Source organism: Streptomyces sp. NPDC056061 (assembly GCF_042266885.1).
Classification (GTDB): Bacteria; Actinomycetota; Actinomycetes; order Streptomycetales; family Streptomycetaceae; genus Streptomyces.
On record NZ_JBHJWQ010000026.1, the window covers coordinates 20,140 to 45,147 of the forward strand.

Genomic DNA, 25,008 nt, shown 5'->3' on the forward strand with positions numbered 1-25,008 from the left:
ATGCGGGAGTACATCGGTTGCATCGGAAAGCCTTCGGCCGGAAGCACGGACAGAACTTAGCGACAGGGGTGTCTCTAAGTTGGCGTCAAGCTAACACGGGCCCTCTCGGCACCCCGGATACGGGGGTAGATTGGCGCGAGATGGCGCAGTGCCCGAGGCGGAGCGGAGAGAATGCCCAAGATCGAAGCCGGTAGTGTCCGTGAGCACCGGGCCCAGCGGCTCGCTCAGCTGATCGACGCGGCCGAGGCGATCCTGAACGAGGACGGCGTGGAGAGCCTCACCGCCGGCGCGGTCGCCGCGCGGGCCGGTATCGCCCGCAACAGCATCTACCGTTACTTCGACTCCATCGAAGACCTGCTCGAACTCGTCGTGACCCGCGAGTTTCCCGTCTGGGTCACCGCCGTCGAGGACGCCATCGCCGCCGAGGCCACACCCCAGGCACGGGCCGCCGCGTATGTGCGGGCGAATATCGAGCAGGCAGCCCGCGGCACCCATGGCTGGCGCGCGTCGCTGTCCCGCGGCTTCCTGTCCGATCGCGTCCGGCAGCGGGTCAGGGATCTGCACGGGTCGCTGCACAGCGCGCTGGAGGGCGTGGTCGCCGAACTCGATCCGGTGCAGCCCGAACTCACCACAGCGGTGATCCAAGCGGTCGTCGACGCGTGCATCCGCAGGATCGACCAGGGCGGCGATCCCGAGGAGACCGCCTCGTTCGCCATGCGCGCCGTGCACCGGTTGCTCGCCCCGGACGCCGACTGACAGGGCGGGTCGGCCTGGCCCCGGCCCGACGGCTTGCCCGGAAAAGGGGCTCGAACCGGGCCGGGTCTGCGGCCAGAAGAGGCCGTGCGGCCCGTCCTTGCGGTTGCGCGAGGACGATGCGCGGGTGGCGGTGCGGTACGCGGACCGCCTCACCCGGTGGTCTTGCTGCCCCGCACGTCGCGGCGGCCTCCATGCCCCGCCGCACCCGGGTGAGTCTTCCGTCGTGGCCTCGGCGATCCGGTCGGGTGTCTGCCACGCGATGCGCGACATGCCTGCGGGGCCGCACCCTGTGTCAGATGACGCGTCGTGGTGCGTCCTCGGCTCGGGGTGCGGCCTCAGCGGTGCCGGGGGTGTTCAGGAGAGACGTCGTTCGGCGTCGTCGGGACGGGCGAAGTCAGGACGCACCCGGTTGTGCAGGCAGAGGAAGAAGAAGACCAGGGCGAGGGTGAGAAGTATGTGGCCCAGTCCTGCCGGTCCTGAGATCGCGGGTCCGACGGTCTTGCCCAGGACGGTCATGGTGCCGTGGACGGTCATGATGCCGGCCGTGAGGACGAGGCCGGCATGGTAGGTCCAGAAGAACGCGTTGAAGAACCGGCCGCTGCTCAGGTGCAGGACCTTCTCCAGAGCGAGGACGATCAGGAAGAACAGCGTGCCCAGGGTGAGCAGGTGTGTATGGACCACGGAGAGCTGGGTGCCTGCGGTGAAGTCCTGCGCCTTGGTCAGTTCCCGGTAGAAGAGTCCGGCCAGGAGGCCGAGGACGGTGTAGACGACTGCTGAGTAGTAGAGCTTCTTCACGGGTGGCGGTCTCTTTCGGCGATGCGGCGATCGTTGCCGCGGCGGACGGGCACGGTGGGTGGGACGGACGGCCGCCGTCGTCGTCGTCGAGGACCACCGGGCGCCGCGTGTGCCCGGTGGTCCTGGAGGCGGATTTCCAGGCGGGTCAGGTGTGCTCGGGCAGCCGCAGACGCCCGTCGTGGACCTCGGCGATCTGGTCGACGGCGGTCAGGTGGGTGCGGTCGTGGGTGACCAGCACGGTCGCGGTGGCCTGCTGGTGGGTGAGGCGGGTGATCAGGTCGAGGACGGCGGCGCCGCGTTCGTGGTCGAGGGCGCTGGTGGGTTCGTCGACCAGGAGGACGGTGGGGTCGTTCATCAGGGCGCGGGCGATGTTGACACGCTGGCGCTGGCCGCCGGAGAGCTGGTGGGGGCGGCGGCCGGCCTGGTCGACGAGGCCCACGGCGTCGAGGAGTTCCATGGCCCGCGCGTGGGCGGTGCGCGGCTTGCGGCCGTCGAGCTGTGCCATGACCTGGAGCTGCTCGGCGGCGGTCAGGGAAGGCAGCAGGTTGGGCTGCTGGAAGACGATGCCGATCTTGTGGCGTCTCAGGTCGGTGAGTTCGGCGCGGGTCATGCCCGTGGTGGTGACGCCGTCGATGGTGACGGTGCCGGAGTCGGGGGTGATGAGGGTGGCGGCGACGGCGAGGAGGCTGGACTTGCCCGAGCCGGAGGGGCCGACGACAGCGGTCAGAGTGCCCTTGGGCACGTCAAGGGTGACCTGGTCGAGGGCAGTGAGGCGGGTGTCGCCATCGGGGTAGGTGAGGGTGATGTCGGTCAGGTTCAGGCTCATCGGGCGCTCCCCAGGGCGGTCAGCGGGTCGACGGAGGTGATGCGGCGGATGGACAGGGCCGCTCCCAGCGCACCGAGCGCGATCATGACGGCGGCGGGGACGAGGACGGTCGCGGGGGTGAGGAGGAAGGGCACCGCCGAGCCGGCGACGAGTGCGCCCAGGCCGGCGGCGATGCCGGTGCCGATCAGAGTGCCGCCGGCCAGCAGGACGACGGCCTGGCCGAGCGCGTCCTTGAGCAGGCTGGCGGTGGAGGCGCCGAGCGCCTTGAGAACGGCGACATCACCGCTGCGCTGGATGGTCCACACGGTGAAGAAGGCGCCGATGACCAGGGCGGAGATCGCGAACAGGAAGCCGCGCATCAGCTGCAGCGAGCCGTTCTCGGAGGTGTAGGAGCCGATGGCGGACAGCGACTCGTCGGTGGAGACCGTCTTGGTGCCCGCGGCCTGGTCGGCGGCCTTGATATCGGTGCCGGAGGTGGTGTGCAGGGCGATGACGGTCGCGGTCGGCCCGTCGGCCTGGCCGGTGGGGGGTGCGGCCTTCTGCCAGAGTCCGAGGCCGGCCCAGATGACGGGGGTGTGGCTGAAGGAGGCATCCCCGCGTACCGCCGCGACCGTCGCCTTCTGACCGGCCAGGGTGAAGGTGTCGCCCGCCGCCACGCCGAGGTCGTCGGCGGCGGCGGTCGACAGCACCACCGCCTTGCCGTCGATCTTGTCGCTGTCGGGAGCGAGGGAGGACCCGGGCCGGACGCCGAAGACGGAGACGCCGGTGCTCTTGGTCCCGGCTGTCGCCTTGGTCGTGGTGATGCCCAGCGGCTCGGCGGTGCTCACACCCGGCGTCCTGGCCCACTGCCGCCACTGCTTTTCGGTGACGGTGGAGTTGGCATACGACAGCTTCTCGCCCTGGCCCGGCGCACCGAAAGCGATCCTGTCGGCGGGCAGGCCCGTGATCGCGGAGATGTTCTGCTGGCCCAGCCCGGCCGTCAGCCCCGACAACAGTCCGACCAGCAGCGTGATCAGCACGATGACGGTGCCCATCAGGGCGAAGCGCCCCTTGGCGAATCTCAGATCTCTCCAGGCGACGTACACGGCTCTGGCCTGCCCTTTCATAGGGTGGAAGCGGTATGTCCCCACTCTCGCCGCCAGCCCCCGCCCAGGGCATCTGGCCCAGGACCGCACTTGCCGCGCCGAAGGACGGCCCGCCGCCTGTAACTTTCGATGGACGCCGCTCAGGCGAGGGACTGAACACCACCGCTCCCGCCCCGACCCCCACCACCCGGACCCTGGCCTGGTACCTGCACCTGCTGGTCGTCGCCCTGCTCGCCCTGGAGGGCACCACCCTCGCCGCCGCACTGGAACGCCTGTGCGCCACCACCAGCACCCGCCACCGGATCGCCGCGCGCTTTCCAAGCGGCTCGGTCGCGACGCCGCCGAACTCACCGCCCGGGCGGACCACCTCACCCCGCCCACGGCCTGGTCCTGGAGATGCTCGCCGGCCCACTGCCCGGCACCGACGACCCCACCGGGCCGGGCAAGCTGCTGTTCGCGTTCTTCGCGGCGATGGCGGAGACCGAGCGGGAGAACATTCGGGAGTTCACGTCGGAGGGGCTCGACACCGCAGCCCGCAAGGGCAGGCACGGCGGCCGGCCGCCGGTCATCACCGACGACATGCTGCACACTGTGCTGCGGCGCCGGGCGCTCGGCGAGTCCGTTGAGCAGGTCCAGCCCGGCCTGTTCATCCCCACCGGCAAGCGCGGGGGACAGAACCCCTCGGTGGCCGGCATCTACCGGGCGCTCGCCGAACACGCCAAGCGCGAGGCGTACCCCGAAGCCGTCGAGCAGGCCCACGCAGACTTCGCCGCCCTCCAGGCGGGCGAAGTCCCCGGGTCCCGCCTCGCTCTCCCTGACCGAGCGTCACTTGGATTGCAGAGAGCTGCTTTTCACTTCGCCGTAGGTTCGGGAGGACAGGGCCACGCCCGGGGCACGGGGGTGCGAGGGTCCCGGGCGTGCGAGGCGGAGGCCGCACGGAGCGCTGCGGCCGGTGGGGCCATGGCCGGATGGGCCGGGTCGATGGGGCGAGTCGATGGGGCGATTCGATGAGACGGGGGGAATCGTGCCGGGCCGGTGGGCCGGGGACGGTCGTGCCGGGGTGGTGGGCCGGGGCCGCGAGCGTTTGTGCCCGCGCCGCTGCCGGCACAGCCCTCAGGAGCCGTTGCCGGCCCGCAGGGTGTCGAGGTCGGCCTTGAGCGTGTTCACCGGGATGGCGAAGCCCAGGCCCACGCTGCCCGCGTTGCCGCTGCCCGATCCGCTGGACGAACTCGCCGAGTACATGGCGGAGTTGATGCCGATGATCTCGCCGTTCATATTGATCAGCGCGCCGCCGGAGTTGCCGGGGTTGAGCGAGGCGTCGGTCTGGATGGCCTTGTAGGTGGTGGTGGAGTCGCCGGTGTCGCCGTTGAACTGCCGGCCGCCGAACTCGAACGGCCACTGCCCGCCGAACCCGCCCTGACCCTGTCCCTGGCCGTTGTCGCCGTCCTTGGCGACGGTGACATCGCGGTCGAGGGCGGAGACGATGCCGCTGGTGACGGTGCCGGTGAGACCTTCCGGGGAGCCGATCGCCACGACCTGATCGCCGACGGCGATGGCCGAGGAGTCACCCAGCGTGGCCGTCTTCAGTCCGCTCGCGCCCTGGAGCTTGATGAGCGCGAGGTCCTTGTCGGCGTCGGTGCCGACGACCTTCGCGGGGTACGTCCTGCCGGTGCTCAGGGTCACCTGGATCGACGAGGCGCCGGAGATGACGTGGTTGTTGGTGACGACCTCGCCGTCGGAGGTGATGACCACGCCGGAGCCGGTGGACTCGCCCGCGTTCGAGGCCGCCTTGATCTCGACGATCGCCGGTGAGACGGCCTTGGCCACACCGGCGACGGTGCCCTTGCTGCTCTGCGAGACCGTCGTGCCGGAAATGACGCCGCCGCCCACGGCGCCGGTGTCGCCGCGGGTCAGCTCGCCGACGAGAGCGGCGGTGCCGCCGCCGACCAGCGCCGCCGCGATCGCCACGGCCGCCAGCAGGGCCACCGGCCGCCGGGCCCGGCGGCTGCGGGGCGCGGCCGGTTCGATGGGCTCGGGGGCCGGGGGGAGGTAGGACGGCGGTGGCGGGTACGACGCGTCACCGTTGCCGTACGAGGGGTACATCGGGTACTCGCCGCTCGGGCGCTGGCTCTCTGTCATGTCCAAAAGCGTCGCGGCCGAAGATGAGAGAAGCCTGAGCGTGCCCTGAGAAGCCCGGCAGAAGCTCGTATGCCCGATATAAGGGCCCGGGGCATAAGGGCCCGGGGCCGAGGGGGAGGCGCCTGTGCGGGCAGGGGCCTGAGCGGTCAGATGCCCGTGCGGACAGGGACAGGGGACGGGAGACGGCACCGGACGGGAACGGGAGACGGGACGGGACCGGGAGACGGGACGGGCGGGGCACCGGGGCCAGGGTGGCCGCGGAAGCTCCGGCGGCGGCCGGGAGCGGCATCCTGCGGTCCCGCGCCGGCGGGCATCGGGCACCTTCCCGGGCACCGATGCCGCGCACCGTCACGACCCGATGGCGGGCTCCCCGCATCCGCACGAACGCCGGACCACCAGCGCCGAGGGGAACTGTTTCAGCCGCTCCCGCCGTGATCCCGACACCCGCAACGAGTCGTCGAGGACCAGGTCGACGGCGGCCCGTGCCATCGCCGGGCGGTCGGAGGAGACCGTGGTCAGCGGCGGATCGGTGAGACCCGCCTCCTTCACGTCGTCGAAGCCCGCCACCGCGAGCTCCCCGGGCACATCGATCCGCAGCTCGCGGGCGGCCCGCAGCACCCCGATGGCCTGGTCGTCCGTCGAGCAGAAGATCGCCGGCGGCCTGTCCGGGCCCGCGAGGAGCTTCAGCGCCACCTGATAGGCGTCGTAACGGTTGTACGGGGCCTGGAAGAGCCGGCCCTCCGTCGAACGCCCCGACTCGTGCATCGCACGGCGCCAGCCCTCGACGTGGTCGGCGACCGGGTCACCGACCACCGGGGTCGACTCCACACCGCCGAAGCACGCCACGTACGCGTTGCCGTGCTCCAGAAGGTGACGGGTGGCGAGTTGGGCGCCGCCGATGTCATCCGTGACGACCGCGACGTCCTCGATCGCCTCCGGCCGCTCGTGCAGCAGCACCACTCGCGCGTCCCACGCCTCGATCTCGGCCGCCGCCCGCTCGCTGGGTCCCTGGCTGACCAGGATCAGACCGGAGACCCGCATCCCGAGGAATGCCCGCAGATAGTGGACCTCGCGCTCGTCGCGGTAATCGGAGTTGCCGACGAGGACCATTTTCCCGCGTTCGGCGGCGGCCTGTTCGACAGCGTGCGCCATTTCCGCGAAGAACGGCTGCCGGGCGTCCGGGACGATCATTCCTATGAGATCGGTCCGCCGCGAGGCCATCGCCTGGGCAACCCGGTCGGGCCGGTAGCCAAGCTCCTTGATCGCGGCGAGCACTCGCTCGCGCGTGGCCGGGGCGACCGGCCTCGGTCCGTTGTTGATGACATAACTGACCACCGCGGTCGACGTACCCGCCAGTCTCGCCACATCGTCCCGCGTCACCTTGGCCACGCGCGGCAGTCTACGCGGATCGACCCATCGAGAGGCAGGCCGTACCAGGGCTCATTCCGCGGAGCCTGCCGTTGCGGGCTGCTCCGAACGGGTGACGGATCCGGCCGCCGTCCCCGACGAGCTCCGGCTTTCGGCCCGTTCCCCGGCCCGGTCGGCGGCCCGTTCCCCGGCCCGGTCGGCGGTGCGTCGCGCCTTTCCGGCCTTCTCCGCTCCCGCCGTTTTCTCCGTCCTCTCCGTCCTCTCCGTCTTCTCGGGTACGACGAAGCGGTAGCCGACGTTGCGGACCGTGCCGATCAGCGATTCGTGCTCGGGGCCGAGCTTGGCGCGCAGCCGCCGCACATGGACGTCGACCGTCCTGGTGCCGCCGAAATAGTCGTAGCCCCAGACCTCCTGGAGGAGCTGGGCGCGGGTGAACACGCGGCCCGGGTGCTGGGCCAGATATTTGAGCAGCTCGAATTCCTTGAAGGTGAGGTCCAGGACCCGGCCCTTCAGTTTCGCGCTGTACGTCGCCTCGTCGACCGACAGATCGCCGTTGCGGATCTCCATCGGGGAGTCGTCGGAGGTCAGCTGCTGTCTGCCGGTCGCCAGCCGCAGCCGGGCCTCGACCTCGGCCGGTCCGGCCGTCTCCAGCAGCACGTCGTCGATGCCCCAGTCGGCGGTGACGGCCGCGAGTCCGCCCTCGGTCACGACGAGGATCAGCGGACAGCCCGGCCCGGTGGACCGCAGCAGCTGGCACAGCGACCGCACCTGCGGCAGATCACGGCGGCCGTCGACCAGGATGATGTCGGCGCCCGGGGTGTCGACGAGCGCGGGCCCCTCGGCGGGCGCCACCCGGACGCTGTGCAGCAGGAGGCCGAGGGCGGGAAGCACCTCCGTCGATGGTTGAAGTGCATTCGTCAGGAGCAGCAGTGAACTCATCGACGCCCACCTGCCCGGTTCGTCGGTCGATGATCATGCACGGTTCGCTCGCCCATTACGTCGATCCTCCTCGTTCCCTGCGAGAGGGGCACTCCCGGGCCCGGCCCGGGGGAGTATGCGGCACTTCTTTCGATTGTTTGCGCGGGGTCCTGCTTCTGCCTGGTCCGGGTCCTGATCCTGGTGCGGCCTTTACGGGTGGTGGCCCCGTTCCCGGGGCCGCTGAGCTTGTGGAAACGTCGCCGTAACAACGCCGGAAAAGCGCAAAAGGACCCGGGGGCTGCTCTGCCCGGATCCTCTTCCCAGCAGAATAGCCCACATGAGTTCTGTGTCCGAGGGACGATTTCCCGGTTCCGCTGTTCCTTTGCTCACGCCCGGTTCTTCGCCGGTGTCCGGTTCCGCGCCGGATTCCGGCTCCGCACGCGCTTCCCTGCTGACCGACGACGGCGTCCGGATCGAGGCGGCGTACGAACCGTGCGCGGGGGCGGGCGGCACGGCGGACGGCGCGGCGGGCGGCACGGCGATCGTGATCGCGCACGGGTTCACCGGTTCGCTCGGCCGTCCCGCGCTGCTGCGTGCGGCCGGGGCGCTGCGGCGGCACGCAGCCGTGGTCACCTTCTCGTTCCGGGGGCACGGCGGGTCCGGCGGCCGGTCGACGGTGGGCGATCGCGAGGTGCTGGACCTGGCGGCCGCGGTGCAGTGGGCACGGGTGCTGGGGCACCGCCGGGTGGTGACCGTCGGGTTCTCGATGGGCGGCTCCGTGGTGCTGCGGCACGGGGCGCTGTACCGCGCGGGAGCGGACGCCGCGCACGCGGACGCCGTGGTGGCGGTCAGCGCTCCCGCACGCTGGTACTACCGGGGCACGGCCCCGATGCGCCGCCTCCACTGGATGGTGACCCGGCCCGCCGGGCGGCTGGTCGGGCGCTACGGATTCGGCACCCGCATCGCTCGGGACGACTGGGACCCCGTGCCGCTCGCGCCCTTCGCCGCGGCCGGGCTGATCGCCCCGGCGCCGCTGCTGATCGTGCACGGCGACCGCGATCCGTACTTCCCGCTGGACCACCCCCGGATGCTGGCCGAGGCGGCGGGCGAGGGCGCCGAGCTGTGGCTGGAGCACGGCATGGGCCATGCCGAGAACGCCGCCGACGAGGACCTGCTCGGCCGCATCGGGGACTGGGCGGTGGCGCGGTGATTCATCATGGACAGCTGACGCGAGACGAGAGGAGCGCCGCCATGCCCGCGGGAACGATCCGCTACTGGGCCGCCGCCAAGGCAGCCGCCGGGACCGCGGAGGAGCCGTACACGGCCGCGACCCTGGCCGAGGCCCTCGACGCGGTGCGCGAGCGGCACCCCGGCGAGCTCACCCGAGTGCTGCAAAGGTGTTCGTTCCTCGTCGACGGAGATCCCGTGGGGGCTCGCGGGCATGAGACCGTACGCCTTGCCGAGGGCGGCACGGTCGAGGTGCTCCCGCCGTTCGCAGGAGGGTGAACCCCAGAACATGAGCAGCAACGATCAGCAGCACCCGTACGGCAGGCCCCCGGAGGGCGGCCAGAGTTACGGGCAGGGCTACGGGCAGGGATACGGCATCCCGCCGAACGGCCCCGAGCCGCAGTCGGCCCAGCCGTACGGACACCAGCAGCCCCAGCCCCCGTACCCGTACCCCGGGCAGCAGGCCCTCGGCGAGCCGTCCTCCGGCGCGCAGCCGTACGGGAACCAGCAGCAGTACGGGAACCAGCAGCCGTACGGGAACCAGCAGCCGTACGGAAACCAGCAGCAGTACGCGGGCGGGCCGTACACGGACCACGCGCACGGCGGCTCCCACGGCGGCGTCCACGGACAGCAGGCATACGGCGGCGAGCCCCACGACAACCGCTCCCACGACAACGGCTCCCACGGCGGTCAGTCCTTCGGCGCCCCGGCGGCCGGGCCGTACGACCAGGGCCGGACCCACGCGGCGCCCGCCGGGCAGGCGTGGCCGACGGGGCAGGCCGCCCCCGGGGCACAGGGGACGGACGCGTCCGGGGGCCATGACCTCCACGGTTCCGGGGTCGCCCAGACCTGGGAGGGCCAGACCTGGGACACCCAGTACCAGCCGACCCTCCGACGGCCCGCCGGGCAGGGGGACCAGGGCGGGACGGCCGGGTCGGTGCCGGTGCCGGAGGCCGTTCCGGCCGCCGCCGAGACCGCGTACCTGCCGCCGTACACCCCGCCGCGCGCGGCGGGCAGCACCGGCTCCCACCCGCTGCCCCCCGAGGCCCCGGTGGCATCCGCCGAGTCGGCGGCGGCGTCCACCGCGTCCCCGGCCGCCACCGACACCGCCTCCGCCTCCGCGTCCGAGTCCGCGCTGGACGCCGCCGGATACAGCGCTCCCACCACCCTGGGCAACAGCCGCGTCACCGATGCCCAGCGGGCCCGCGCCGAGGGCCGTTCGCCGATCATTCCGCCGGGCATCCAGCCCGCGGGCCTCACCGCCGTGCTCGGGCTGCTCCTCGCCCTCGGCGCCTCGATCGGCTCGTACGCCCTGCTCGTACCGCTGGTGCTGCTCCAGGCCGTGACCGCGGCCGGATGGTTCCGGCTGAACGGCATGTGGCCCGCCCGGCAGGGCATCGCGCTCGCGTTCGCCGGAGGTCTCGTCGCCGATGTCGCGCTGCTCGCCGCAGGCCGGGAGAACGGCCCGGCCGCCCTTCTCGGCGCCCTCGGCGTCTGGGTACTGCTCACCGTGGTCCTCCAGCTGCGCAGCCGTGCGGACGCGGACGAGCGGATGTACGGACTGATGGCCACCGTTGTCTCCGCCGCCCTCTCGGTCCTGGCCGCCGGGCACCTTGCGGCGGTGCCGGACGCGGTGACGGTGGGCGGGGTGGCCGTCGCGGTCGCCGCGGTCGTGCGCGCGCTGCCGCTGCCCGAGCCGGTCTCGGTCGTGGTGGCGCTGCTCGCCGCCGCGGGCGCCGGTGCCGGTGCCGGGATGCTCACCGATCTCGGCGGGCAGGGGGCGCTGCTGGGCCTGGGTGCGGGTGTGTGCGCGCTGATCGGGCTGCGGGCGGCGAGCTACGACTACCCGTCGAGGTTCGTCCACATGACGGCCGGTGTGGCGCTGCCGCTGACCGCCGCGGCCCCTGCCGTCTACCTGATCGGCCGCCTGCTCGCCTGAGGCATGACCCACAGGGCCCGACCCGGCTCACAGGGCTCGATCCGCCGGATGCCACCGGCGCACGGTCATCCGCGCCGACGAGCGGGCACCCCCTTCGGGAACCGAGAGGGGGTGCCCGCTCGTCGATCATCCAGGGGGCCGTGTGCACAGCGGACGCACGGGCTCCGTGTTCCGGCCGGAACACGGTCGGATGGCAGGGGGGAAGAACGGTATGCGCGCGCTGCGGGTCCTGCTGGTCGTCGTGGTGGTTCTGGGCGGGCTGTTCGTCGCCGTCGACCGGGCGGCGGTGTATTTCGCCGAGTCGGAGGTCGAGGGGCGGATCCGGGTCGAGGGCGCCACGGTCGGCTCCGCGGATGTCTCCATCAAGGGGTTCCCGTTCCTGACCCAGCTCGCCGGTTCGCAGATCGACGAGGTCGACGTCGAGCTCGGCAACATAGAGACCGAGACGGACGGCCGCAGGCTCCGGATCAGCCGGATGAACGCCGCGCTGCACGAGGTCAGGCTGACCAGCGGCTACACCGGTGCCACGGCCGCCCGTGCCGACGGCACCGCCGTCATCTCGTACAAGGACCTGACCGAGGCCGCCAGCGGCGGGGTCGCCGTCGAGTACGGCGGCAACGGCAAGGTGAAGGTGACCGGAACGGTCGACGTCCTCGGCCAGCCGATCTCCCGCAGTGTGCTTTCCACTGTCACCCTGGTCGGCGACCACACGCTCAAGGTGCACGCCGACAAGGTGCCGGGCGAGGGCATACCCGGGCTGGAGAGTCTGGTGCGCCGGAAGACCGACTTCCAGCGGGAGGTCGGCGGCCTTCCCAGCGGGCTGAAGCTGCAGAAGATCCAGCCGACCGCCGAGGGCGTGGAGATTTCGGTGACGGGCAAGGACGTCCAGCTCGCCGGCTGAGCCCCCGTCGGGCCCGTACGGGCCAGCGGGCCCGGTCGCCCCTGCCCCGTGCCGCACGGGCGAGCGTGCTGCCCGGCGGCCCGGAGGCCGCACGAACCGCCCCGTTCCCCGCCCCGTTCCCCGTGCCGGTCGCATGCGACACACACTTTCGGCCACATGCTGAGACAGTCCTGTCCGCTCCGCAGATGGGGGGCGTGCACCGGGGAGGCGGGAGCGATGCGCCGGACACCGGGACCTCTGTTGAATCCCGCATCGCGGACGATAGCGTCTCAATATACGACACGGCGGTGACACGGCCGTCCGCACGTCCCTACGATCGGTCCCATGCAGTGCTCCATCAACGGTCTCCCTCAGCGGGGACGGGCGGATCTCACGAAGCGGCGGGCAGTGGACCTGTGCCGCGTCGCCGCCATGCTCTGTCGCACTGTCTGAGCGGAAGCCCTTCGGCGCCCGCGCGTCCTTCCGGCCCTTCGACCGGTTTCAGGGCCCTGCCCCATCGCCTTTGCACGTGCGCCGCATCCTGCGCCGCCGTACATCCGCAGCACGCACCTCTCGCATCATCTCGCCGCAGACTGCCCCGGAGGAGAACAGAATGAGCCGCAGCGACGTCCTGGTAGACGCCGACTGGGTCGAGGCCCACCTCGACGACCCGCAGGTTGCTCTCGTCGAGGTCGACGAGGACACCTCGGCGTACGAGAAGAACCACATCCGGAACGCGATCCGGATCGACTGGACCAAGGACCTCCAGGACCCGGTCCGCCGTGACTTCATCGACCGGGCCGGCTTCGAGAAGCTGCTGTCCGAGAAGGGCATCGGCAACGACACCACCGTCGTCCTCTACGGCGGCAACAACAACTGGTTCGCGTCCTACGCGTTCTGGTACTTCAAGCTCTACGGTCACAGGGACGTCCGCCTGCTCGACGGCGGCCGCAAGAAGTGGGAGCTCGACTCCCGCGACCTGGTCGACGGCGACCAGATCCCGTCCCGCCCGGCCACCGCGTACAAGGCCGAGCCGCAGGACGAGTCGATCCGCGCCTACCGCGACGAAGTCGTGAACGCGATCGGCAACCTGAACCTGGTCGACGTGCGTTCGCCCGACGAGTTCAGCGGCAAGCTGCTCGCCCCGGCGCACCTCCCGCAGGAGCAGTCCCAGCGCCCCGGCCACGTGCCGAGCGCCCGCAACATCCCGTGGTCCAAGAACGCCAACGACGACGGCACCTTCAAGTCGGACGAGGAGCTCAAGGCCCTCTACGAGGCCGAGCAGGTCGACCTGTCGAAGGACACCATCGCGTACTGCCGCATCGGCGAGCGCTCCGCGCTCACCTGGTTCGTGCTGCACGAGCTCCTCGGCCAGGAGAACGTCAAGAACTACGACGGTTCGTGGACCGAGTACGGATCCCTCGTGGGTGTGCCGATCGAGCTCGGCGCCGCCAAGTAGCCGAACGACTCCGCACGACCCGGAACAGCACCGACCCCCGACGCAGAAGGACAGAACACCATGTGTGGAGCAAAGGCCGGCGGCCCCGACGCCTCGACCATCAAGCCCGGTGAGACGACCATCCAGGGCAGCGTGACCCGCGACGGCGAGCCCGTCACCGGCTACGTGCGCCTGCTGGACTCGACCGGCGAGTTCACCGCCGAGGTCCCGACCTCGGCGACCGGACAGTTCCGCTTCTACGCGGCCGAGGGCACGTGGACGGTGCGCGCCCTGGTCCCGGGCGGCAGCGCCGACCGCACGGTCGTGGCGAGCACCGGTGGCCTCTCCGAGGTCGCCATCGCCGTCTGAGACATGGACTGACGTATGCGGCGGGGGCGGACCCGGCACGCATCGGACCGGCCGAAGGGCCGTACCCCAGGGGTTGGACGCTTCTGGCACGGGTACGGCCCTTCGCGCCGTTCACGTCCTGCCCCGGTGCGGCGCGTGCGGCTTGCGGGGCGCCCGCGGTGTTTTTGCAGGCGCGCCGTGCCCGCCCGTGCGACGTTCGCGCGGGCGGGAACGGGCCTACGCTTGAGGTATGTACGCCCGACGCCGTCGCGGCTATTTCCTGATGATGGGCGTGTGCATCGTCCTCTTCGTCTCGGCCTGGGCCTTTGTGAGGCTGTGGTCGATGCCCGCCGCGATAGCGATGTGCGTCGTGGCGATGGTCATCCCGCCCGTCGCGGCCATGGTCGCCAATCGGCGGGGGCCGGAGGACCGCTGGTGGGACGACCCGTCCGGCGACCCGCAGTCCGACGAGTGGTGGGACGAGCTCGACGGCAAGAAGCGCCATTGAAGCGTCAGTAGACGAGGGCCTGCACGTCGTCGGCCATGATCTCGCTGACGAAGACCTGGGCGCCCGCGATGCGCACTCCCTCCAGGACGTCCTGCTCGGTGATGTCGCGGCGGGCCGCGCACTGCGTGCAGAGGGTGATCCGTCCGGCCGCCAGGATCGCCTCGACGAGGTCCGGCAGCGGCGCCGCGTGCGGCAGGTCGAACTCCGCGGCCCGTCCCGGCAGCGCGAACCACGAGGACTCCCCGGTCAGCCAGAGCGAGACCTCCACCCCGCTGGCGACGGCGACCGCGGCCACCGTGAACGCCTGCGAGCAGCGCTCGGGCGAGTCGGCACCGGCGGTCACCTTGATCACGAGTTTCTTCGACATGGCTCGAACTGTAACGGCCTCGCCGACGACGGGCCGCGGGAGAAGGAGCGGTGCCCCGAGCCCTTGCCTTCGGACGCCCGGACCGTGCGCGCGGGCCCCTGTCCGGCTCCGGGCGTCGTCCGGAGCCGGCGGTCGGGGGCGGCCCGCACGCGTTCACGGGGCCATCGGCACCCCGGACCGGCACCGGCCGCTTCGGGGGTGCTGCCCGCCTCCGGCCGTCGGGGCGGTCCCGCCGCGCAAGCCCCGGACCGGCGTGCCGAGGGCCAACCCATTAGGCTGGAGCCCGGCGCCGTACCGCTGCCACACCGCTCGTTCCAAGGAGCTCTCGTGCTTGAGGCATTCTTCTCCGCCCTGCTGGTCCTGGTCTGCGTCGGCGTTCTCGCCTTCGCCGGCTTGACCGTGAAGAAGCTGTACCAGGGCCAGCGCTGACCGCCACGGCATCTGCGAACCACCCGCCCCCCTCACAGATCGACTGAGCCGCTCATGATCGAGATCCCGTCCGACCTCCACCCGGACCTCGTCCCGCTGGCCTTCCTCCTCGGCAACTGGGCGGGCGCGGGTGTCTCCGACTTCCCCGGCGCCGAGAAGTGCAACTTCGGCCAGGAGGTCACCTTCCGCCACGACGGGCGGGACTTCCTGGAGTACACCTCGCACACCTGGGTGCTGGACTCCGAGGGCGCGAAGGTCCGGCCGCTGGAGTCCGAGACGGGGTACTGGCGCATCGACAAGGACCGCAAGGTCGAGGTCGTCATGGCCCGCGACCAGGGCGTCATCGAGATCTGGTACGGCGAACTCGCCGATCAGAAGCCGCAGATCGACCTGGTGACCGACGCGGTGGCGCGGACTGCGGCCTCCGGCCCGTACAGCGGGGGCAAGCGCCTCTACGGCTACGTGAACAGCGACCTGATGTGGGTCGGCGAGAAGGCCACCCCCGAGGTGGAACTGCGCCCGTACATGTCGGCCCACCTGAAGAAGGTCGTCACCCCCGAAGAGGTCGAGGCGATGGCGAAGAGCCTCGGCGACCTGCCGGACGACGGCATCGCCTTCTTCAAGTAGTCCGCGCCTTCAAGCAGTCCGCCTCTTCGGGCAGTCCGCCTCTTCGGGCAGTCCGCGTCTTCGTCGTCTTCGTCCGGTGGCCCGCATCCGACGGCAGCCCGTGTCCGGTCACCCGGCGCGGGGGCCGTCCGGGGCCGTTCGATCGTTCGCAGGGCCGTCCGGCACATTCCGGACGGCCCTGCGCGTGTTCCGCCCCGCCTCGTGCGTGCCCGTCCCGCAGACCTTCCCGTTCGACGGAGGGCAAGCGGTCCGCCCGGACCTACACTGAGCGTGTGGTGAGCACCGACTGGAAGTCCGATCTCCGGAAGCGCGGCTACCGGCTGACGCCGCAGCGGCAGCTTGTTCTGGAGGCCGTCGACACACTCGAACACGCGACGCCCGACGACATCCTCTGCGAGGTGCGCAAGACCGCGTCCGGGGTGAACATCTCCACCGTCTACCGGACGTTGGAACTCCTGGAGGAGCTGGGGCTGGTCAGCCACGCCCACCTGGGGCACGGGGCACCGACGTACCACCTGGCCGACCGCCACCACCACATCCACCTGGTCTGCCGCGACTGCACGAACGTCATCGAGGCCGATGTCGCCGTCGTCGCCGACTTCACCGCGAAGCTCCGCGACGATTTCGGGTTCGACACCGACATGAAGCACTTCGCGATCTTCGGCCGCTGCGCCGACTGCACGGAGAGGAAGGCGTCCGAGAGCGCGGACGGGACGGCGCCCGACGGCACGGCCGCGGAGAGCGGGAGCACGGCATCGGCGGGGGACGCGGCAGGCTCCACGGCGTGATGCTCCGTGGCGTGGCGCCTCACGGCGTGACGCTGCACAACGTGACGTTCCATGGCGCAACACCTCACGGAGTGACGACCTCCGCCACGGGGCTCGGCGGCGTCGTGACGTCGTGACGTTTCGGTGTCCGGGCCCCCCGACCGGGCGCGGTCGTCGGTCGTCCGGGACGCCCGCCCCGGCTCGGTCGTCGGCCGGGATGTGCCCCGGGCGAAGGCCGCCCGACGGGCTCCGAGGCGCGTCGTACGCTGGTCGCATGAAGAGCCCCCTGCTGTCCCTGCCCGGCGCCGTCCCCGCCGAGGGCCGCGACGAAGGTGTCGCCGCGCACTACGGCGACCTGTTCCGTGAGCAGCGCGCCCTCGCCGACGGTTCCGGCCTCGTCGACCTCTCGCACCGCGCCGTCGTCACCGTCATCGGCGACGACCGACTGGCCTGGCTGCACCTGCTGCTCACCCAGCACGTCAGCGAACTCGCCCCGGGGCAGGCCACCGAGGCGTTGATCCTCAGCGCGCACGGGCACGTAGAGCACGCCCTCTACCTCGTCGACGACGGCGAGACCGTGTGGATGCACGCCGAGCCGGGCACGCAGGACGACCTGGTCGCCTACCTGGAGTCCATGAAGTTCTTCTACCGGGTCGAAGTCGCCGACCGTACGGAGGACTTCGCGGTGGTGCACCTGCCCGCCGGTTCCATCGCCGAGGCCCCGGAGGGCGTGACGGTACGGGAGACGGCGTACGGCCGGGACCTCTTCCTGCCCCGCGCCGACCTGGAGGAGTACGCGGCCGCGCACGGCCCCCTGGCCGGTGTCCTGGCCTACGAGGCGCTGCGCGTCGAGGCCCACCGTCCGCGCCTCGGCTTCGAGACCGACCACCGCACCATTCCGCACGAGGTGGGCTGGATCGGTACCGCCGTCCACCTCCAGAAGGGCTGCTACCGGGGGCAGGAGACCGTGGCGCGGGTGCAGAACCTGGGCAAGCCGCCGCGTCGGCTGGTTTTTCTGCACCTCGACGGCAGCGAGGTCGTGCTGCCCGGACACGGCACCCCGGTACGGCTCGCCGCGGACGGCCCCGAGGGTCGGCAGCTGGGCTTCATCACGACGTCCGCCCGCCACCACGAGCTGGGGCCGATCGCGCTGGCCCTGGTGAAGCGGAACGTCGCGGTGGACGCGGAACTGCTCGCGGGCGACACGGCCGCCGCGCAGGAGACGGTCGTGGAGCCGTAGTGTCCGCCTGAGGTCCGGCCCCGTGCCCGTGGGGGCCGGGCCGCGTGTTCGTGGGTCGGCTCCGTGCCTGCGGGGCCGGTCCTGGGTCCGCAGTCCGGTCCTGTGCCTGCGGGGCCCGGCCGGCCCCGGGGCGGCTCAGACCTCGACGATCACGGTGAACGGGCCGTGGTTGGTGAGCGAGACCCGCATCTCGGCGCCGAACCGGCCCGTCTCCACACGGGCCCCCAGCGCACGCAGCTGGGCCACCACCTCGTCGACCAACGGCTCGGCGACCTCGCCGGGCGCCGCCGCGTTCCAGGTGGGCCTGCGCCCCTTCCTGGCGTCCCCGTAGAGGGTGAACTGCGAAATCACCAGAAGCGGTGCATTCACATCCGAGCAGGACTTCTCGCCCTCTAGAATGCGGACCGACCAGAGCTTCCGGGCGAGCTGGGCGGCCTTCTCCGGGGTGTCGTCGTGGGTGACTCCCACCAGCACACACAACCCCTCGCCGACGATCTCACCGACCACATCCGGACCGCCCGACGCGCCCGTTCCGTCGGCCACCGTCACGCTCGCGCCGTCCACCCGCTGTATCACTGCACGCATACAGACCAACCTAACTTGGCCAACCCGCCTTGGGCTGAACGGGTACAGAGCGGCCACACAGACCCACCCAAGTGGCACCATGCTCGGAAGGCGGTGTGCCGACGCACCGGTCGAGGGGATGGACACAAGCATGAGCACCTATGGAACCGGGCGGTCCCCCGGCGCCGTGCCGGTCACGTGTACCGGCAGCGGCACCAGCGGCAACTCCAGCACCAGCACCATGCGCCCACCCGTTCAGCGGACCGGTCACGGTGGAGTGGACGCCCCGCACGCGGAGGCGCGGCCCGAACTGGCCGGTCTGTGTCTGGCGGAGCTGCGCACGCTGCGCCGCGACTCGCAGCGCGACGAGGCCGACCTCAGCTATGTGCGGCGACTGGTCCAGGGGCGGATCGACATCCTGCGGGCCGAGCTGGCCCGGCGGCTGGACCCGGAGATGCCCGTGGTGGACCGGCTCTCGGAGATCCTTGCCGACACCCCGTCCCAGCAGCGCTCCTCCGCCCGGCACGTCACGCTCACCACACCGCGCAGCGACGAGTACCGGCAGCTGGCGGCCGAGACGCTCGCCGAGGTCGAACTGTCCGACCTCGACGCCCGTACGGACGAAGAGCTGCACACCGCGATGGGACGCCTGATCCGCTACGAACAGGAGGTCTCCCACCGCCGTCACCTGCTGCAACGCACCGCCGACGATTGCGGGGCGGAGATCGCCCGCAGGTACCGTGAAGGTGAAGCACAAGTAGACGACCTGCTCGCCTGAAGCGATCCTTCCGGGGCGGGTCCTGCCCCACCCCGGAAGGCCACCATGACCCCCAGCGCCGCCGCCGACGCCCCCTCCGCCATATCGCCCGCCCACCCCGTCCTCGCCGAGGTCGTACGGTCCGGCTTCGTGGAGGGCGGTCACCGCGGCTCCCTGGTCCTGCTGGCCGCGGACGGCAGCGTGGAACAGGCCCTGGGCGAGCCGACGACGCCGGTCTTCCCGCGTTCCTCGAACAAGCCGATGCAGGCCGCGGCCGTGCTGCGGGCCGGACTCGACCTGTCCGGGGAACGGCTGGCGCTGGCCGCCGCGAGCCACTCCGGCGAGGACTTCCACCTCGACCTCGTCCGTACGATGCTCGCCGAGCACGGGCTGACGCCCGGTGATCTGCAGACCCCGCCCGACCTGCCGCTGGACCCGGCCGAGGCGGAGACGTACCTGGCCGCCGGCCGCGTGCGGGAGCGGATCGCCATGAACTGCTCCGGCAAGCACGCGGCGATGCTCGCGGTCTGCGCGTCGAACGGCTGGGACCGGAATTCCTACCTCGACCCGTCGCACCCGCTCCAGAAGCTGATCCACCAGGTGGTGGAGGAAATGGCCGGTGAGCCGGTCGCGGCGGTCGGTACGGACGGGTGCGGGGCGCCGCTGATGGCGATCAGCCTGGTGGGCCTGGCGCGGGCCTTCCGGGCGTTCGTACGGGCGGAGCCGGGGACGGCGGAGCGCCGGGTCGCGGACGCGATGCGGGCCCATCCCGAGTACGTGGCCGGGACGCGCCGCCCCGACACCTGGCTGATGCGGGAGGTGCCCGGAGCCCTCTCCAAGATGGGCGCGGAGGCGGTGCAGGCGGTGGCGCTGCCGGACGGCCGGGCCCTCGCCTTCAAGATCGACGACGGCGCCGGCCGGGTGATCGGCCCGGTGCTGGCCCGGTCGCTGCGGCTGCTCGGCGTCGACGATCCGGTGGTCGACCGGATCGGGCGCGCGCCGCTGCTCGGCGGCGGGGGCGAGGTCGGCGAGATCCGCGCGGCGTTCTGAACGGTCGTCCCGGCGGTGAGGACGGGGCCGCAGACGTGGGCGCGGACGGAACAATCGGTCGGCGGCCGCTACCGGCTGGACGGCTCACCGTCCGGGGCGAGCTGCGCACCCACCACGCGGGATGCCGATATCGCCCTGGACGTCGGGGAGTTGGGGACGTTCTGCCTCGGCGACGAGTCGCCGGTCCGACTTGCCGCCCCGGGCCGGATCGAGGAACTGGGGCCGGGGGCGGTGGCGCCGGCGGAGGGAATGATCCGGGCGGCGCGACGCGCCTGATGTCCTGACATGTTCTGACACCTGAGTGTTCCGGTGGCCGGTACGTCAGGTTCGTTCGGGGCCGGAGCGTACGCTTCCTGCTCATGAGCGGAGAGATTCCCGGCCCCGGAACCGGTCCCGGGGCTTCGGAGCGGGCGGCACGCACGGCGGATGCGGCGCACGGGGCGGGGAAGGGCGGCCCGGCGCAGGCGCCCGACGTGCCGATGAGCCTGCGTGAGCGGAAGAAACAGCTGACGTACCAGGCGGTCTCCGACATCGCGATCGCCCTGTTCGTGGAGCGGGGCTTCGACAAGGTCTCAGTCGCGGAGATCGCTGCCGCCGCCGATATCTCCAAGCCGACGCTGTTCCGGTACTTCCCGACCAAGGAGGACCTGGCGCTGCACCGGTTCGCCGACCACGAGGACGAGCCTGCCCGGGTGGTCGCCGCCCGCGCCGACGACGAATCCCCGCTGGACGCGCTGCACCGCCACTTCCTCGACGGCCTGGCACGTCGCGACCCGGTGACCGGGCTGTGCGACGTGCCGGAGGTGCTGGCGTTCATGCGGATGCTGTACGGGACCCCGTCCCTGGTGGCCCGCATGGTCGGCTACCAGAACCGCTCCGAGGCGGCGCTCGCCCGCGCGCTCGGCGACCGGGCAGGGGACAGGTTGGCCGCGGGCCAGATCGTCGCCGTACTACGCATCCTGGCCATGGAGAACTGGCGGCGGATCGACGCGGGCGCGAGCGCCGGCCAGGCGTACACGGGTGCGGTCGAGGCCGCCGAGGCCGCCTTCGCGCAGTTGCGGTCGGGCATCGGCCGCTGACAACCGGCGGGCCCGGTTCGCCTCCGCGCCGGCACAACGGCACAACAGCACAACAGCAGGACGGCACAACGGTGTTGTTGTGCGGCGGCGTTGCCGTGCGACAGCTCGGGCCCGGATCAGGCCCGGACGTCCGTGCCGTGCAGTACCGCCTCGGCGATTGCCCGGACCCGGTCGCGCGTGATGCCCGTGAGCTGCTCCACGGCGAGGGGGTGATCTGTGGGCTCCAGCTCGATGCGGGGGCGTCGGCCGATCGGACGGGTGTGGACGTTCGTCCTGAGGTTGGTGGTACGGGGCGAGTACAGCCCCAACTCGGTGCTCAGCCACCCGAAGTACGGTTGCTCGGACTCGCGGCCCGGGGTCTCCCACACATCGAGGGCGCGGGCGAAGTTCGTCCGGCTGAGCGAGACCCATACGCCCCAGGAGAAGGGCTCGTCGCTGCCCAGGACGGGTATCTCGATCAGGCCCTTGACGAAGTAGTGCTCGTTCCTGACGACGCACTGGTCCGAGGAGAGCATGCTGTCGGGGTCGCTCTCCAGGTTCGCGTCCCAGGCGTCGGGCGCCATGGTCGAGTACCCCATGGGGAGTTCCGCGTGGTGTTCACCGCAGGAGGAGCACGTGTAGCCGGGGTCGATAGCCATGGGCGGGATCCTATTGCCGGGAGCGGCACCGGTGCTGTGGCCGGAGGGGGCCACCGGCCGGCGACGCCCGGTACGTGCGTCGGCTGCCGCGGCCGCCGGGCTGCGCGGCCGAACCGGGGCGGCCGTCAGGACGGCGGCGGGCACACGGGTACGGGACGGTCGTCAGACGGAGTGGCCGAGGACGGTCTCGCGCACGGTCGCCCACTCCAGCGAGTGGCGGATGCCGTCGGCAAGCGAATAGCTGGGCTTCCACCCCAGAACGCGCCGTGCCCGCTCGCTCCGGGTGTAGGCACCCGCCACATCGCCCGGCCGCGCGGGCGCGTCGACGGCGGACACGGGTGTGTCGACGACGCCGTTGAAGGCGTCGAGGAGCTCGCGCACGGTGGTGCCCGTGCCGGTGCCCACGTTGATGACGGTGGAGGCCCCCGTGCCCCCCGCTCCCGCTCCCGCTCCCGCTCCCGGCAGGAGGGTGTCGAAGGCGCCGAGGGCGGCCACGTGCGCGGTGGCCAGGTCCCAGACGTGGATGTAGTCGCGGATCCCGGACCCGTCGCGCGTCGGGTAGTCGGTCCCGGTGACCCGGAACGGCACTCCCTCCTCCCACGCCTGGATCATCCTGCCCAGCGCGTGGCTCGGGTGTCGCAACTGGAGTCCGGTGCGCATGCGCGGGTCCGCGCCGACCGGATTGAAGTAGCGCAGGGACAGCACCCGCAGCGGTCGGCCGGCGGCGATGTCGGCGAACATCGCCTCGCACACCGCCTTGGTGCGCGCGTACGGGCTCTGCGGTGCGACGGGGGAGTCCTCGTCGACCGTCAGGTCGGTGTCCGCGCCGTATATGGAGGCGGAGGAGCTGAAGATCAGACGGGTGCAGCCGTTGCGCAGCAGATGCCCGGCGAACTCCAGGCTCTTCGTCACGTTCGCCCGGTAGTACCCGACCGGATCGGCGACCGAGTCGGGCACCACGATCAGGGCCGCGCAGTGGATGACGGCGTCGATGTCCGGGTGCTCGGCGAAGACCCGGTCGATCAGGGGACCGTCCGCGATGTCGCCCTCGTAGAAGTCCCGTCCCGCCGTGAACTCCCGCCGTCCGGTGACCAGGCTGTCGACGACGACCGGGGTGATGCCCGCGTCCGAGCAGGCGGATGCCACCGTGCTGCCGATGTAGCCCGCGCCTCCGGCGATCAGAACCTTCATGGTGCGCCTTCCTGTGTGTGGCTTCCTGGGGTCGTACCGTCCGTGTGACGGCGGTGCCGTAGCCCCGGTGGCGACGGCGGCCCGTGAACGTGACGGTGCCCGGGAGCATATCCAGCTCCCGGGCACCTGTGTGCCACCCAATTGCGCACACCGGCGGCGTTTAAGGGTCGCGGATCATTCTGATACCGAGTGTTCTGCCTTTGAACTACCGCGCCATGTGAGAGGCGCAGAGGGGACTTGAACCCCCATCCATCGGCGATCGTCCGCGCCCGGTCGATCCGGCGTTCGGCGGCGAATACTGAGACTGGAGCGAGAATCTGAGATTGAGGGGCCGCCTCTACCGTATTGGGCCACCCCGGCCCGTAGTGCCGGGGGAGGGATTCGAACCCCCACCTGTTACCCCGTTTTCAGCTTCAACTTCAGTTTCAGCTTGCGCTTTCGCGCACCCTCCCCGCTCAAAAGGAGGGAGTTCTGGAGGCTACCCGAACAGGTAGCCGAACACCGCGTCCCCGATCCGCTGGTCGGTGACCTCGACGCCGTTGGCCTCCTCGCGGGCGAACTTGACGGCCTGCTGGAGTTTCTCGACCCGGTCGAGGAGTTCGTTCACCCGCCGGGCGGGCAGTGCGCCGGAGAACTTCACGGTCGTCCAGTACCCGACCGGGATGTCCTCGTAGTACACCTCGACCTGGGCCGGGTGTTTGTCCGTGGCCTCCGCCTTGACGTGGTTGCGCGGCACCTTCTTGGTGCGGATCGTACGCACCGGGTCGGTCTTCCAGGAGTCCGTCGAGGCGTCGAGGTTCCACGACTCCGAGGCGTCGAGCACCGGAAGCTTCCGCACGAAGGTGTGCAGGTCGGTCAGCTGCTTCTCCAGGAAGAGCAGGTACGGCACCGGCACCTGCGGCAGCAGCACCGTTCCGTCGACGACGATGTCGGCGGCGGCCGAACGGTTCGCCCAGTCCTTCGTCGCCGTGACATCGAAGAGCCGCGTCAGTGTGGCCGCCGTCGTGCGCAGCACGTCCTCCGCCTTGACCTGCACCCGGGTGGACTCGGGCGGCAGTTGCTCGCCCTCCTCGTCCTTGGGCTGGTACGTGCGGGAAATTCCGGCGAGCAGCGCCGGCTTCTGCACGTCGTGGTGGGCCTGGGTCAACTCCTGCAGAGACTTGGACTTGACGCCCTTCTCCACGGCGATTATCTGATTCAGCTTCGGCACACGAGGAAGCTAACAGGAGTTCGATAAGGGATACATCAGGTTTTCCCGGCCCTCGGTGGCTCCTCCTGTGCGAAGCGCGGCAGTCATCACTTCGGCGCGGTGGTTGTCACCGAGGTCGAAATCTGCCGCCGAGTCCGGCCCGGCAACCGCTGCCGTGCCATCCGCTCCGAGCCCACCACGACCCAACGCCCGCGCCCCGGGGAGCCCGTCGGGAAACCGGGTGTCGGGAAACCGGGTATCCGAGACTGCCGGTGCCGCGCGCCGCCGGTGGAAGCGACCGGCGTCAGGACGCGGCCACGCGCGCCGCCTCCAGCCGGGCCACCAGCCGCACGACACGCCGGTTCCGGGCCCGGCCCCAGCTGTGGCCCCCCAGCATCAGCAGCTGGTCCGTCCCGCCGGAGGCCAGCACCAGCTCCGGGACGTCGGACGAGTAGACGTTGCCCGACAGGACGGCCACCCGCACCTCCAGGACGTCCGCCCACGCGTAGGAGCGCACCCCGAGCAGCCCGGAGTACCTCACCCCGGCCGGCCCGTAGGAGACGCTGAACACCGGCGCGCGGAACGTCAGCACCGCACCCGGTACACCCAGGACCACGATCGGGATCAGGCTGACCACATGGCGCATGCCCACCGTCATCACCACGGCGATCAGCAGGCACACACTGCCCATCAGGAAGTAGCCGATCGCCCAGGGAGGGCGGCTCTTCCGCATGTCTGTCCCCCAGTTCCGCGGCGCGCGGCGCCGTCCGAGGCCCGGGGACGCGGCCACCGCCCGCGGACAAGCATACGAACGGTGGCCGCGCCGCCGGGGGCAGGCACCGGCGAGATCCGCACAGCACCCCCCCCCGCCACTCGATTCCGC

Annotated in this window: 29 protein-coding genes; 17 read left to right on the forward strand and 12 right to left on the reverse strand. The window is 71.4% G+C overall.

All coding sequences use genetic code 11. The features are described from left to right. Positions 1–171 precede the first annotated feature (171 nt). A complete protein-coding gene (locus tag ACFC79_RS29205; protein WP_376246078.1) occupies positions 172–756 on the forward strand; it encodes a TetR/AcrR family transcriptional regulator in 585 nt (194 codons plus the stop codon). A gap of 354 nt (positions 757–1,110) precedes the next feature. Here the strand turns inward: ACFC79_RS29205 and ACFC79_RS29210 are convergent, their stop codons facing one another. The 3 genes from ACFC79_RS29210 to ACFC79_RS29220 all read right to left on the reverse strand — a co-directional run bounded on the left by ACFC79_RS29210 (position 1,111) and on the right by ACFC79_RS29220 (position 3,462). Then, complete coding sequence (locus tag ACFC79_RS29210; protein ID WP_376246080.1) at positions 1,111–1,551, reverse strand: DUF2871 domain-containing protein; 441 nt, start codon at positions 1,549–1,551, stop codon at positions 1,111–1,113. Positions 1,552–1,696: 145 nt separating this feature from the next. Further along, entirely contained in the window at positions 1,697–2,377 is a 681-nt protein-coding gene (locus ACFC79_RS29215) for an ABC transporter ATP-binding protein (RefSeq protein WP_376246083.1), read from the reverse strand. Continuing rightward, positions 2,374–3,462, reverse strand: coding sequence for an ABC transporter permease (locus ACFC79_RS29220; protein WP_376246319.1), 1,089 nt, complete (start codon positions 3,460–3,462; stop codon positions 2,374–2,376). Before ACFC79_RS29220 ends, ACFC79_RS29215 begins: the two co-directional genes overlap by 4 nt. A 396-nt stretch (positions 3,463–3,858) precedes the next feature. Between ACFC79_RS29220 and ACFC79_RS29225 the strand changes: the two genes are divergently transcribed. Further along, the gene (locus ACFC79_RS29225) at positions 3,859–4,473 is read left to right on the forward strand and encodes a recombinase family protein (protein WP_376246086.1); all 615 of its coding nucleotides are present in this window, start codon (positions 3,859–3,861) and stop codon (positions 4,471–4,473) included. Positions 4,474–4,575: 102 nt separating this feature from the next. On the opposite strand, the gene ACFC79_RS29230 is transcribed toward ACFC79_RS29225, so the two are convergent. The 3 genes from ACFC79_RS29230 to ACFC79_RS29240 all read right to left on the reverse strand — a co-directional run bounded on the left by ACFC79_RS29230 (position 4,576) and on the right by ACFC79_RS29240 (position 7,908). Beyond that, positions 4,576–5,601, reverse strand: coding sequence for a S1C family serine protease (locus tag ACFC79_RS29230; protein ID WP_376246089.1), 1,026 nt, complete (start codon positions 5,599–5,601; stop codon positions 4,576–4,578). A gap of 348 nt (positions 5,602–5,949) precedes the next feature. Then, positions 5,950–6,990, reverse strand: a complete 1,041-nt coding sequence (locus tag ACFC79_RS29235; protein ID WP_376246092.1) for a LacI family DNA-binding transcriptional regulator — start codon at positions 6,988–6,990, stop codon at positions 5,950–5,952. A 51-nt stretch (positions 6,991–7,041) separates the two neighbouring features. Further along, on the reverse strand, positions 7,042–7,908 hold the full coding sequence (locus ACFC79_RS29240) for a response regulator transcription factor (RefSeq protein WP_376246095.1): 867 nt from the start codon (positions 7,906–7,908) through the stop codon (positions 7,042–7,044). 316 nt (positions 7,909–8,224) lie between these two features. Here ACFC79_RS29240 and ACFC79_RS29245 point away from each other — a divergent pair, with 316 nt between their 5' ends. From ACFC79_RS29245 to ACFC79_RS29280, 8 genes are all read left to right on the forward strand, one after another. After that, positions 8,225–9,097: an alpha/beta hydrolase family protein gene (locus tag ACFC79_RS29245; RefSeq protein WP_376246098.1), complete on the forward strand. Its 873-nt coding sequence runs from the start codon at positions 8,225–8,227 to the stop codon at positions 9,095–9,097. A 41-nt stretch (positions 9,098–9,138) separates the two neighbouring features. Then, entirely contained in the window at positions 9,139–9,393 is a 255-nt protein-coding gene (locus tag ACFC79_RS29250; protein WP_376246101.1) for a MoaD/ThiS family protein, read from the forward strand. A 10-nt stretch (positions 9,394–9,403) separates the two neighbouring features. Next, positions 9,404–11,053 (forward strand): hypothetical protein, encoded by a 1,650-nt coding sequence (locus ACFC79_RS29255; RefSeq protein ID WP_376246104.1) that lies wholly within the window; start codon positions 9,404–9,406, stop codon positions 11,051–11,053. Between the two features lie 211 nt (positions 11,054–11,264). Then, positions 11,265–11,954 (forward strand): DUF2993 domain-containing protein, encoded by a 690-nt coding sequence (locus ACFC79_RS29260; protein WP_376246107.1) that lies wholly within the window; start codon positions 11,265–11,267, stop codon positions 11,952–11,954. A 324-nt stretch (positions 11,955–12,278) separates the two neighbouring features. Beyond that, positions 12,279–12,386, forward strand: coding sequence for a putative leader peptide (locus ACFC79_RS29265; RefSeq protein WP_376246110.1), 108 nt, complete (start codon positions 12,279–12,281; stop codon positions 12,384–12,386). A 160-nt stretch (positions 12,387–12,546) separates the two neighbouring features. Beyond that, positions 12,547–13,392 carry a sulfurtransferase gene (locus ACFC79_RS29270; RefSeq protein WP_376246112.1) on the forward strand — a complete coding sequence of 282 codons (846 nt, stop codon included), beginning with the start codon at positions 12,547–12,549 and terminating at the stop codon, positions 13,390–13,392. A 60-nt stretch (positions 13,393–13,452) separates the two neighbouring features. Further along, the gene (locus ACFC79_RS29275) at positions 13,453–13,740 is read left to right on the forward strand and encodes a DUF1416 domain-containing protein (protein ID WP_376246115.1); all 288 of its coding nucleotides are present in this window, start codon (positions 13,453–13,455) and stop codon (positions 13,738–13,740) included. Between the two features lie 229 nt (positions 13,741–13,969). Further along, positions 13,970–14,227, forward strand: coding sequence for a DUF3099 domain-containing protein (locus ACFC79_RS29280; protein ID WP_376246118.1), 258 nt, complete (start codon positions 13,970–13,972; stop codon positions 14,225–14,227). Positions 14,228–14,231: 4 nt separating this feature from the next. Here the strand turns inward: ACFC79_RS29280 and ACFC79_RS29285 are convergent, their stop codons facing one another. Next, positions 14,232–14,594, reverse strand: coding sequence for a DsrE family protein (locus tag ACFC79_RS29285; RefSeq protein WP_376246120.1), 363 nt, complete (start codon positions 14,592–14,594; stop codon positions 14,232–14,234). Between the two features lie 483 nt (positions 14,595–15,077). Here ACFC79_RS29285 and ACFC79_RS29290 point away from each other — a divergent pair, with 483 nt between their 5' ends. The 3 genes from ACFC79_RS29290 to ACFC79_RS29300 all read left to right on the forward strand — a co-directional run bounded on the left by ACFC79_RS29290 (position 15,078) and on the right by ACFC79_RS29300 (position 17,657). Beyond that, entirely contained in the window at positions 15,078–15,650 is a 573-nt protein-coding gene (locus ACFC79_RS29290; RefSeq protein ID WP_376246123.1) for an FABP family protein, read from the forward strand. 272 nt (positions 15,651–15,922) lie between these two features. Continuing rightward, a complete protein-coding gene (locus tag ACFC79_RS29295; protein WP_376246126.1) occupies positions 15,923–16,438 on the forward strand; it encodes a Fur family transcriptional regulator in 516 nt (171 codons plus the stop codon). A 253-nt stretch (positions 16,439–16,691) separates the two neighbouring features. Next, entirely contained in the window at positions 16,692–17,657 is a 966-nt protein-coding gene (locus ACFC79_RS29300; protein WP_376246129.1) for a YgfZ/GcvT domain-containing protein, read from the forward strand. A 135-nt stretch (positions 17,658–17,792) separates the two neighbouring features. On the opposite strand, the gene dtd is transcribed toward ACFC79_RS29300, so the two are convergent. Next, entirely contained in the window at positions 17,793–18,242 is a 450-nt protein-coding gene (dtd, locus tag ACFC79_RS29305; RefSeq protein WP_376246132.1) for a D-aminoacyl-tRNA deacylase, read from the reverse strand. A gap of 130 nt (positions 18,243–18,372) precedes the next feature. On the opposite strand from dtd, the gene ACFC79_RS29310 reads away from it, so the two are divergent. The 4 genes from ACFC79_RS29310 to ACFC79_RS29325 all read left to right on the forward strand — a co-directional run bounded on the left by ACFC79_RS29310 (position 18,373) and on the right by ACFC79_RS29325 (position 21,107). Further along, complete coding sequence (locus ACFC79_RS29310; RefSeq protein WP_376246135.1) at positions 18,373–18,999, forward strand: ABC transporter substrate-binding protein; 627 nt, start codon at positions 18,373–18,375, stop codon at positions 18,997–18,999. Positions 19,000–19,044: 45 nt separating this feature from the next. Beyond that, complete coding sequence (locus tag ACFC79_RS29315; RefSeq protein ID WP_376246138.1) at positions 19,045–20,028, forward strand: asparaginase; 984 nt, start codon at positions 19,045–19,047, stop codon at positions 20,026–20,028. A 15-nt stretch (positions 20,029–20,043) separates the two neighbouring features. Continuing rightward, positions 20,044–20,304 carry a sterol carrier protein domain-containing protein gene (locus tag ACFC79_RS29320; RefSeq protein ID WP_376246141.1) on the forward strand — a complete coding sequence of 87 codons (261 nt, stop codon included), beginning with the start codon at positions 20,044–20,046 and terminating at the stop codon, positions 20,302–20,304. 83 nt (positions 20,305–20,387) lie between these two features. Further along, positions 20,388–21,107 carry a TetR family transcriptional regulator gene (locus ACFC79_RS29325; protein WP_376246144.1) on the forward strand — a complete coding sequence of 240 codons (720 nt, stop codon included), beginning with the start codon at positions 20,388–20,390 and terminating at the stop codon, positions 21,105–21,107. A 116-nt stretch (positions 21,108–21,223) separates the two neighbouring features. Here the strand turns inward: ACFC79_RS29325 and ACFC79_RS29330 are convergent, their stop codons facing one another. The 4 genes from ACFC79_RS29330 to ACFC79_RS29345 form a co-directional block, all read right to left on the reverse strand. After that, positions 21,224–21,745: a DUF2199 domain-containing protein gene (locus ACFC79_RS29330; protein ID WP_376246147.1), complete on the reverse strand. Its 522-nt coding sequence runs from the start codon at positions 21,743–21,745 to the stop codon at positions 21,224–21,226. 162 nt (positions 21,746–21,907) lie between these two features. Then, the gene (gene galE / locus ACFC79_RS29335) at positions 21,908–22,936 is read right to left on the reverse strand and encodes a UDP-glucose 4-epimerase GalE (protein WP_376246149.1); all 1,029 of its coding nucleotides are present in this window, start codon (positions 22,934–22,936) and stop codon (positions 21,908–21,910) included. A gap of 478 nt (positions 22,937–23,414) precedes the next feature. Beyond that, on the reverse strand, positions 23,415–24,146 hold the full coding sequence (locus tag ACFC79_RS29340) for a hypothetical protein (protein ID WP_376246152.1): 732 nt from the start codon (positions 24,144–24,146) through the stop codon (positions 23,415–23,417). A 283-nt stretch (positions 24,147–24,429) separates the two neighbouring features. Then, the gene (locus tag ACFC79_RS29345) at positions 24,430–24,858 is read right to left on the reverse strand and encodes a hypothetical protein (RefSeq protein WP_376246155.1); all 429 of its coding nucleotides are present in this window, start codon (positions 24,856–24,858) and stop codon (positions 24,430–24,432) included. Positions 24,859–25,008 lie beyond the last annotated feature (150 nt).

What these genes read in the sequence shown, in the direction of transcription:
- ACFC79_RS29285 (WP_376246120.1), bottom strand. Translation starts at nt 14,594, where the DNA reads ATGTCGAAGAAACTCGTGATCAAGGTGACCGCCGGTGCCGACTCGCCC.
- ACFC79_RS29325 (WP_376246144.1), top strand. Translation starts at nt 20,388, where the DNA reads ATGAGCGGAGAGATTCCCGGCCCCGGAACCGGTCCCGGGGCTTCGGAG.
- ACFC79_RS29215 (WP_376246083.1), bottom strand. Translation starts at nt 2,377, where the DNA reads ATGAGCCTGAACCTGACCGACATCACCCTCACCTACCCCGATGGCGAC.
- galE (WP_376246149.1), bottom strand. Translation starts at nt 22,936, where the DNA reads ATGAAGGTTCTGATCGCCGGAGGCGCGGGCTACATCGGCAGCACGGTG.
- ACFC79_RS29260 (WP_376246107.1), top strand. Translation starts at nt 11,265, where the DNA reads ATGCGCGCGCTGCGGGTCCTGCTGGTCGTCGTGGTGGTTCTGGGCGGG.
- ACFC79_RS29345 (WP_376246155.1), bottom strand. Translation starts at nt 24,858, where the DNA reads ATGCGGAAGAGCCGCCCTCCCTGGGCGATCGGCTACTTCCTGATGGGC.
- ACFC79_RS29245 (WP_376246098.1), top strand. Translation starts at nt 8,225, where the DNA reads ATGAGTTCTGTGTCCGAGGGACGATTTCCCGGTTCCGCTGTTCCTTTG.
- ACFC79_RS29275 (WP_376246115.1), top strand. Translation starts at nt 13,453, where the DNA reads ATGTGTGGAGCAAAGGCCGGCGGCCCCGACGCCTCGACCATCAAGCCC.
- ACFC79_RS29300 (WP_376246129.1), top strand. Translation starts at nt 16,692, where the DNA reads ATGAAGAGCCCCCTGCTGTCCCTGCCCGGCGCCGTCCCCGCCGAGGGC.
- ACFC79_RS29225 (WP_376246086.1), top strand. Translation starts at nt 3,859, where the DNA reads ATGCTCGCCGGCCCACTGCCCGGCACCGACGACCCCACCGGGCCGGGC.
- ACFC79_RS29315 (WP_376246138.1), top strand. Translation starts at nt 19,045, where the DNA reads ATGACCCCCAGCGCCGCCGCCGACGCCCCCTCCGCCATATCGCCCGCC.
- ACFC79_RS29205 (WP_376246078.1), top strand. Translation starts at nt 172, where the DNA reads ATGCCCAAGATCGAAGCCGGTAGTGTCCGTGAGCACCGGGCCCAGCGG.
- ACFC79_RS29310 (WP_376246135.1), top strand. Translation starts at nt 18,373, where the DNA reads ATGAGCACCTATGGAACCGGGCGGTCCCCCGGCGCCGTGCCGGTCACG.
- ACFC79_RS29280 (WP_376246118.1), top strand. Translation starts at nt 13,970, where the DNA reads ATGTACGCCCGACGCCGTCGCGGCTATTTCCTGATGATGGGCGTGTGC.
- ACFC79_RS29255 (WP_376246104.1), top strand. Translation starts at nt 9,404, where the DNA reads ATGAGCAGCAACGATCAGCAGCACCCGTACGGCAGGCCCCCGGAGGGC.
- ACFC79_RS29265 (WP_376246110.1), top strand. Translation starts at nt 12,279, where the DNA reads ATGCAGTGCTCCATCAACGGTCTCCCTCAGCGGGGACGGGCGGATCTC.
- ACFC79_RS29330 (WP_376246147.1), bottom strand. Translation starts at nt 21,745, where the DNA reads ATGGCTATCGACCCCGGCTACACGTGCTCCTCCTGCGGTGAACACCAC.
- ACFC79_RS29290 (WP_376246123.1), top strand. Translation starts at nt 15,078, where the DNA reads ATGATCGAGATCCCGTCCGACCTCCACCCGGACCTCGTCCCGCTGGCC.
- ACFC79_RS29240 (WP_376246095.1), bottom strand. Translation starts at nt 7,908, where the DNA reads ATGAGTTCACTGCTGCTCCTGACGAATGCACTTCAACCATCGACGGAG.
- ACFC79_RS29270 (WP_376246112.1), top strand. Translation starts at nt 12,547, where the DNA reads ATGAGCCGCAGCGACGTCCTGGTAGACGCCGACTGGGTCGAGGCCCAC.
- dtd (WP_376246132.1), bottom strand. Translation starts at nt 18,242, where the DNA reads ATGCGTGCAGTGATACAGCGGGTGGACGGCGCGAGCGTGACGGTGGCC.
- ACFC79_RS29250 (WP_376246101.1), top strand. Translation starts at nt 9,139, where the DNA reads ATGCCCGCGGGAACGATCCGCTACTGGGCCGCCGCCAAGGCAGCCGCC.
- ACFC79_RS29230 (WP_376246089.1), bottom strand. Translation starts at nt 5,601, where the DNA reads ATGACAGAGAGCCAGCGCCCGAGCGGCGAGTACCCGATGTACCCCTCG.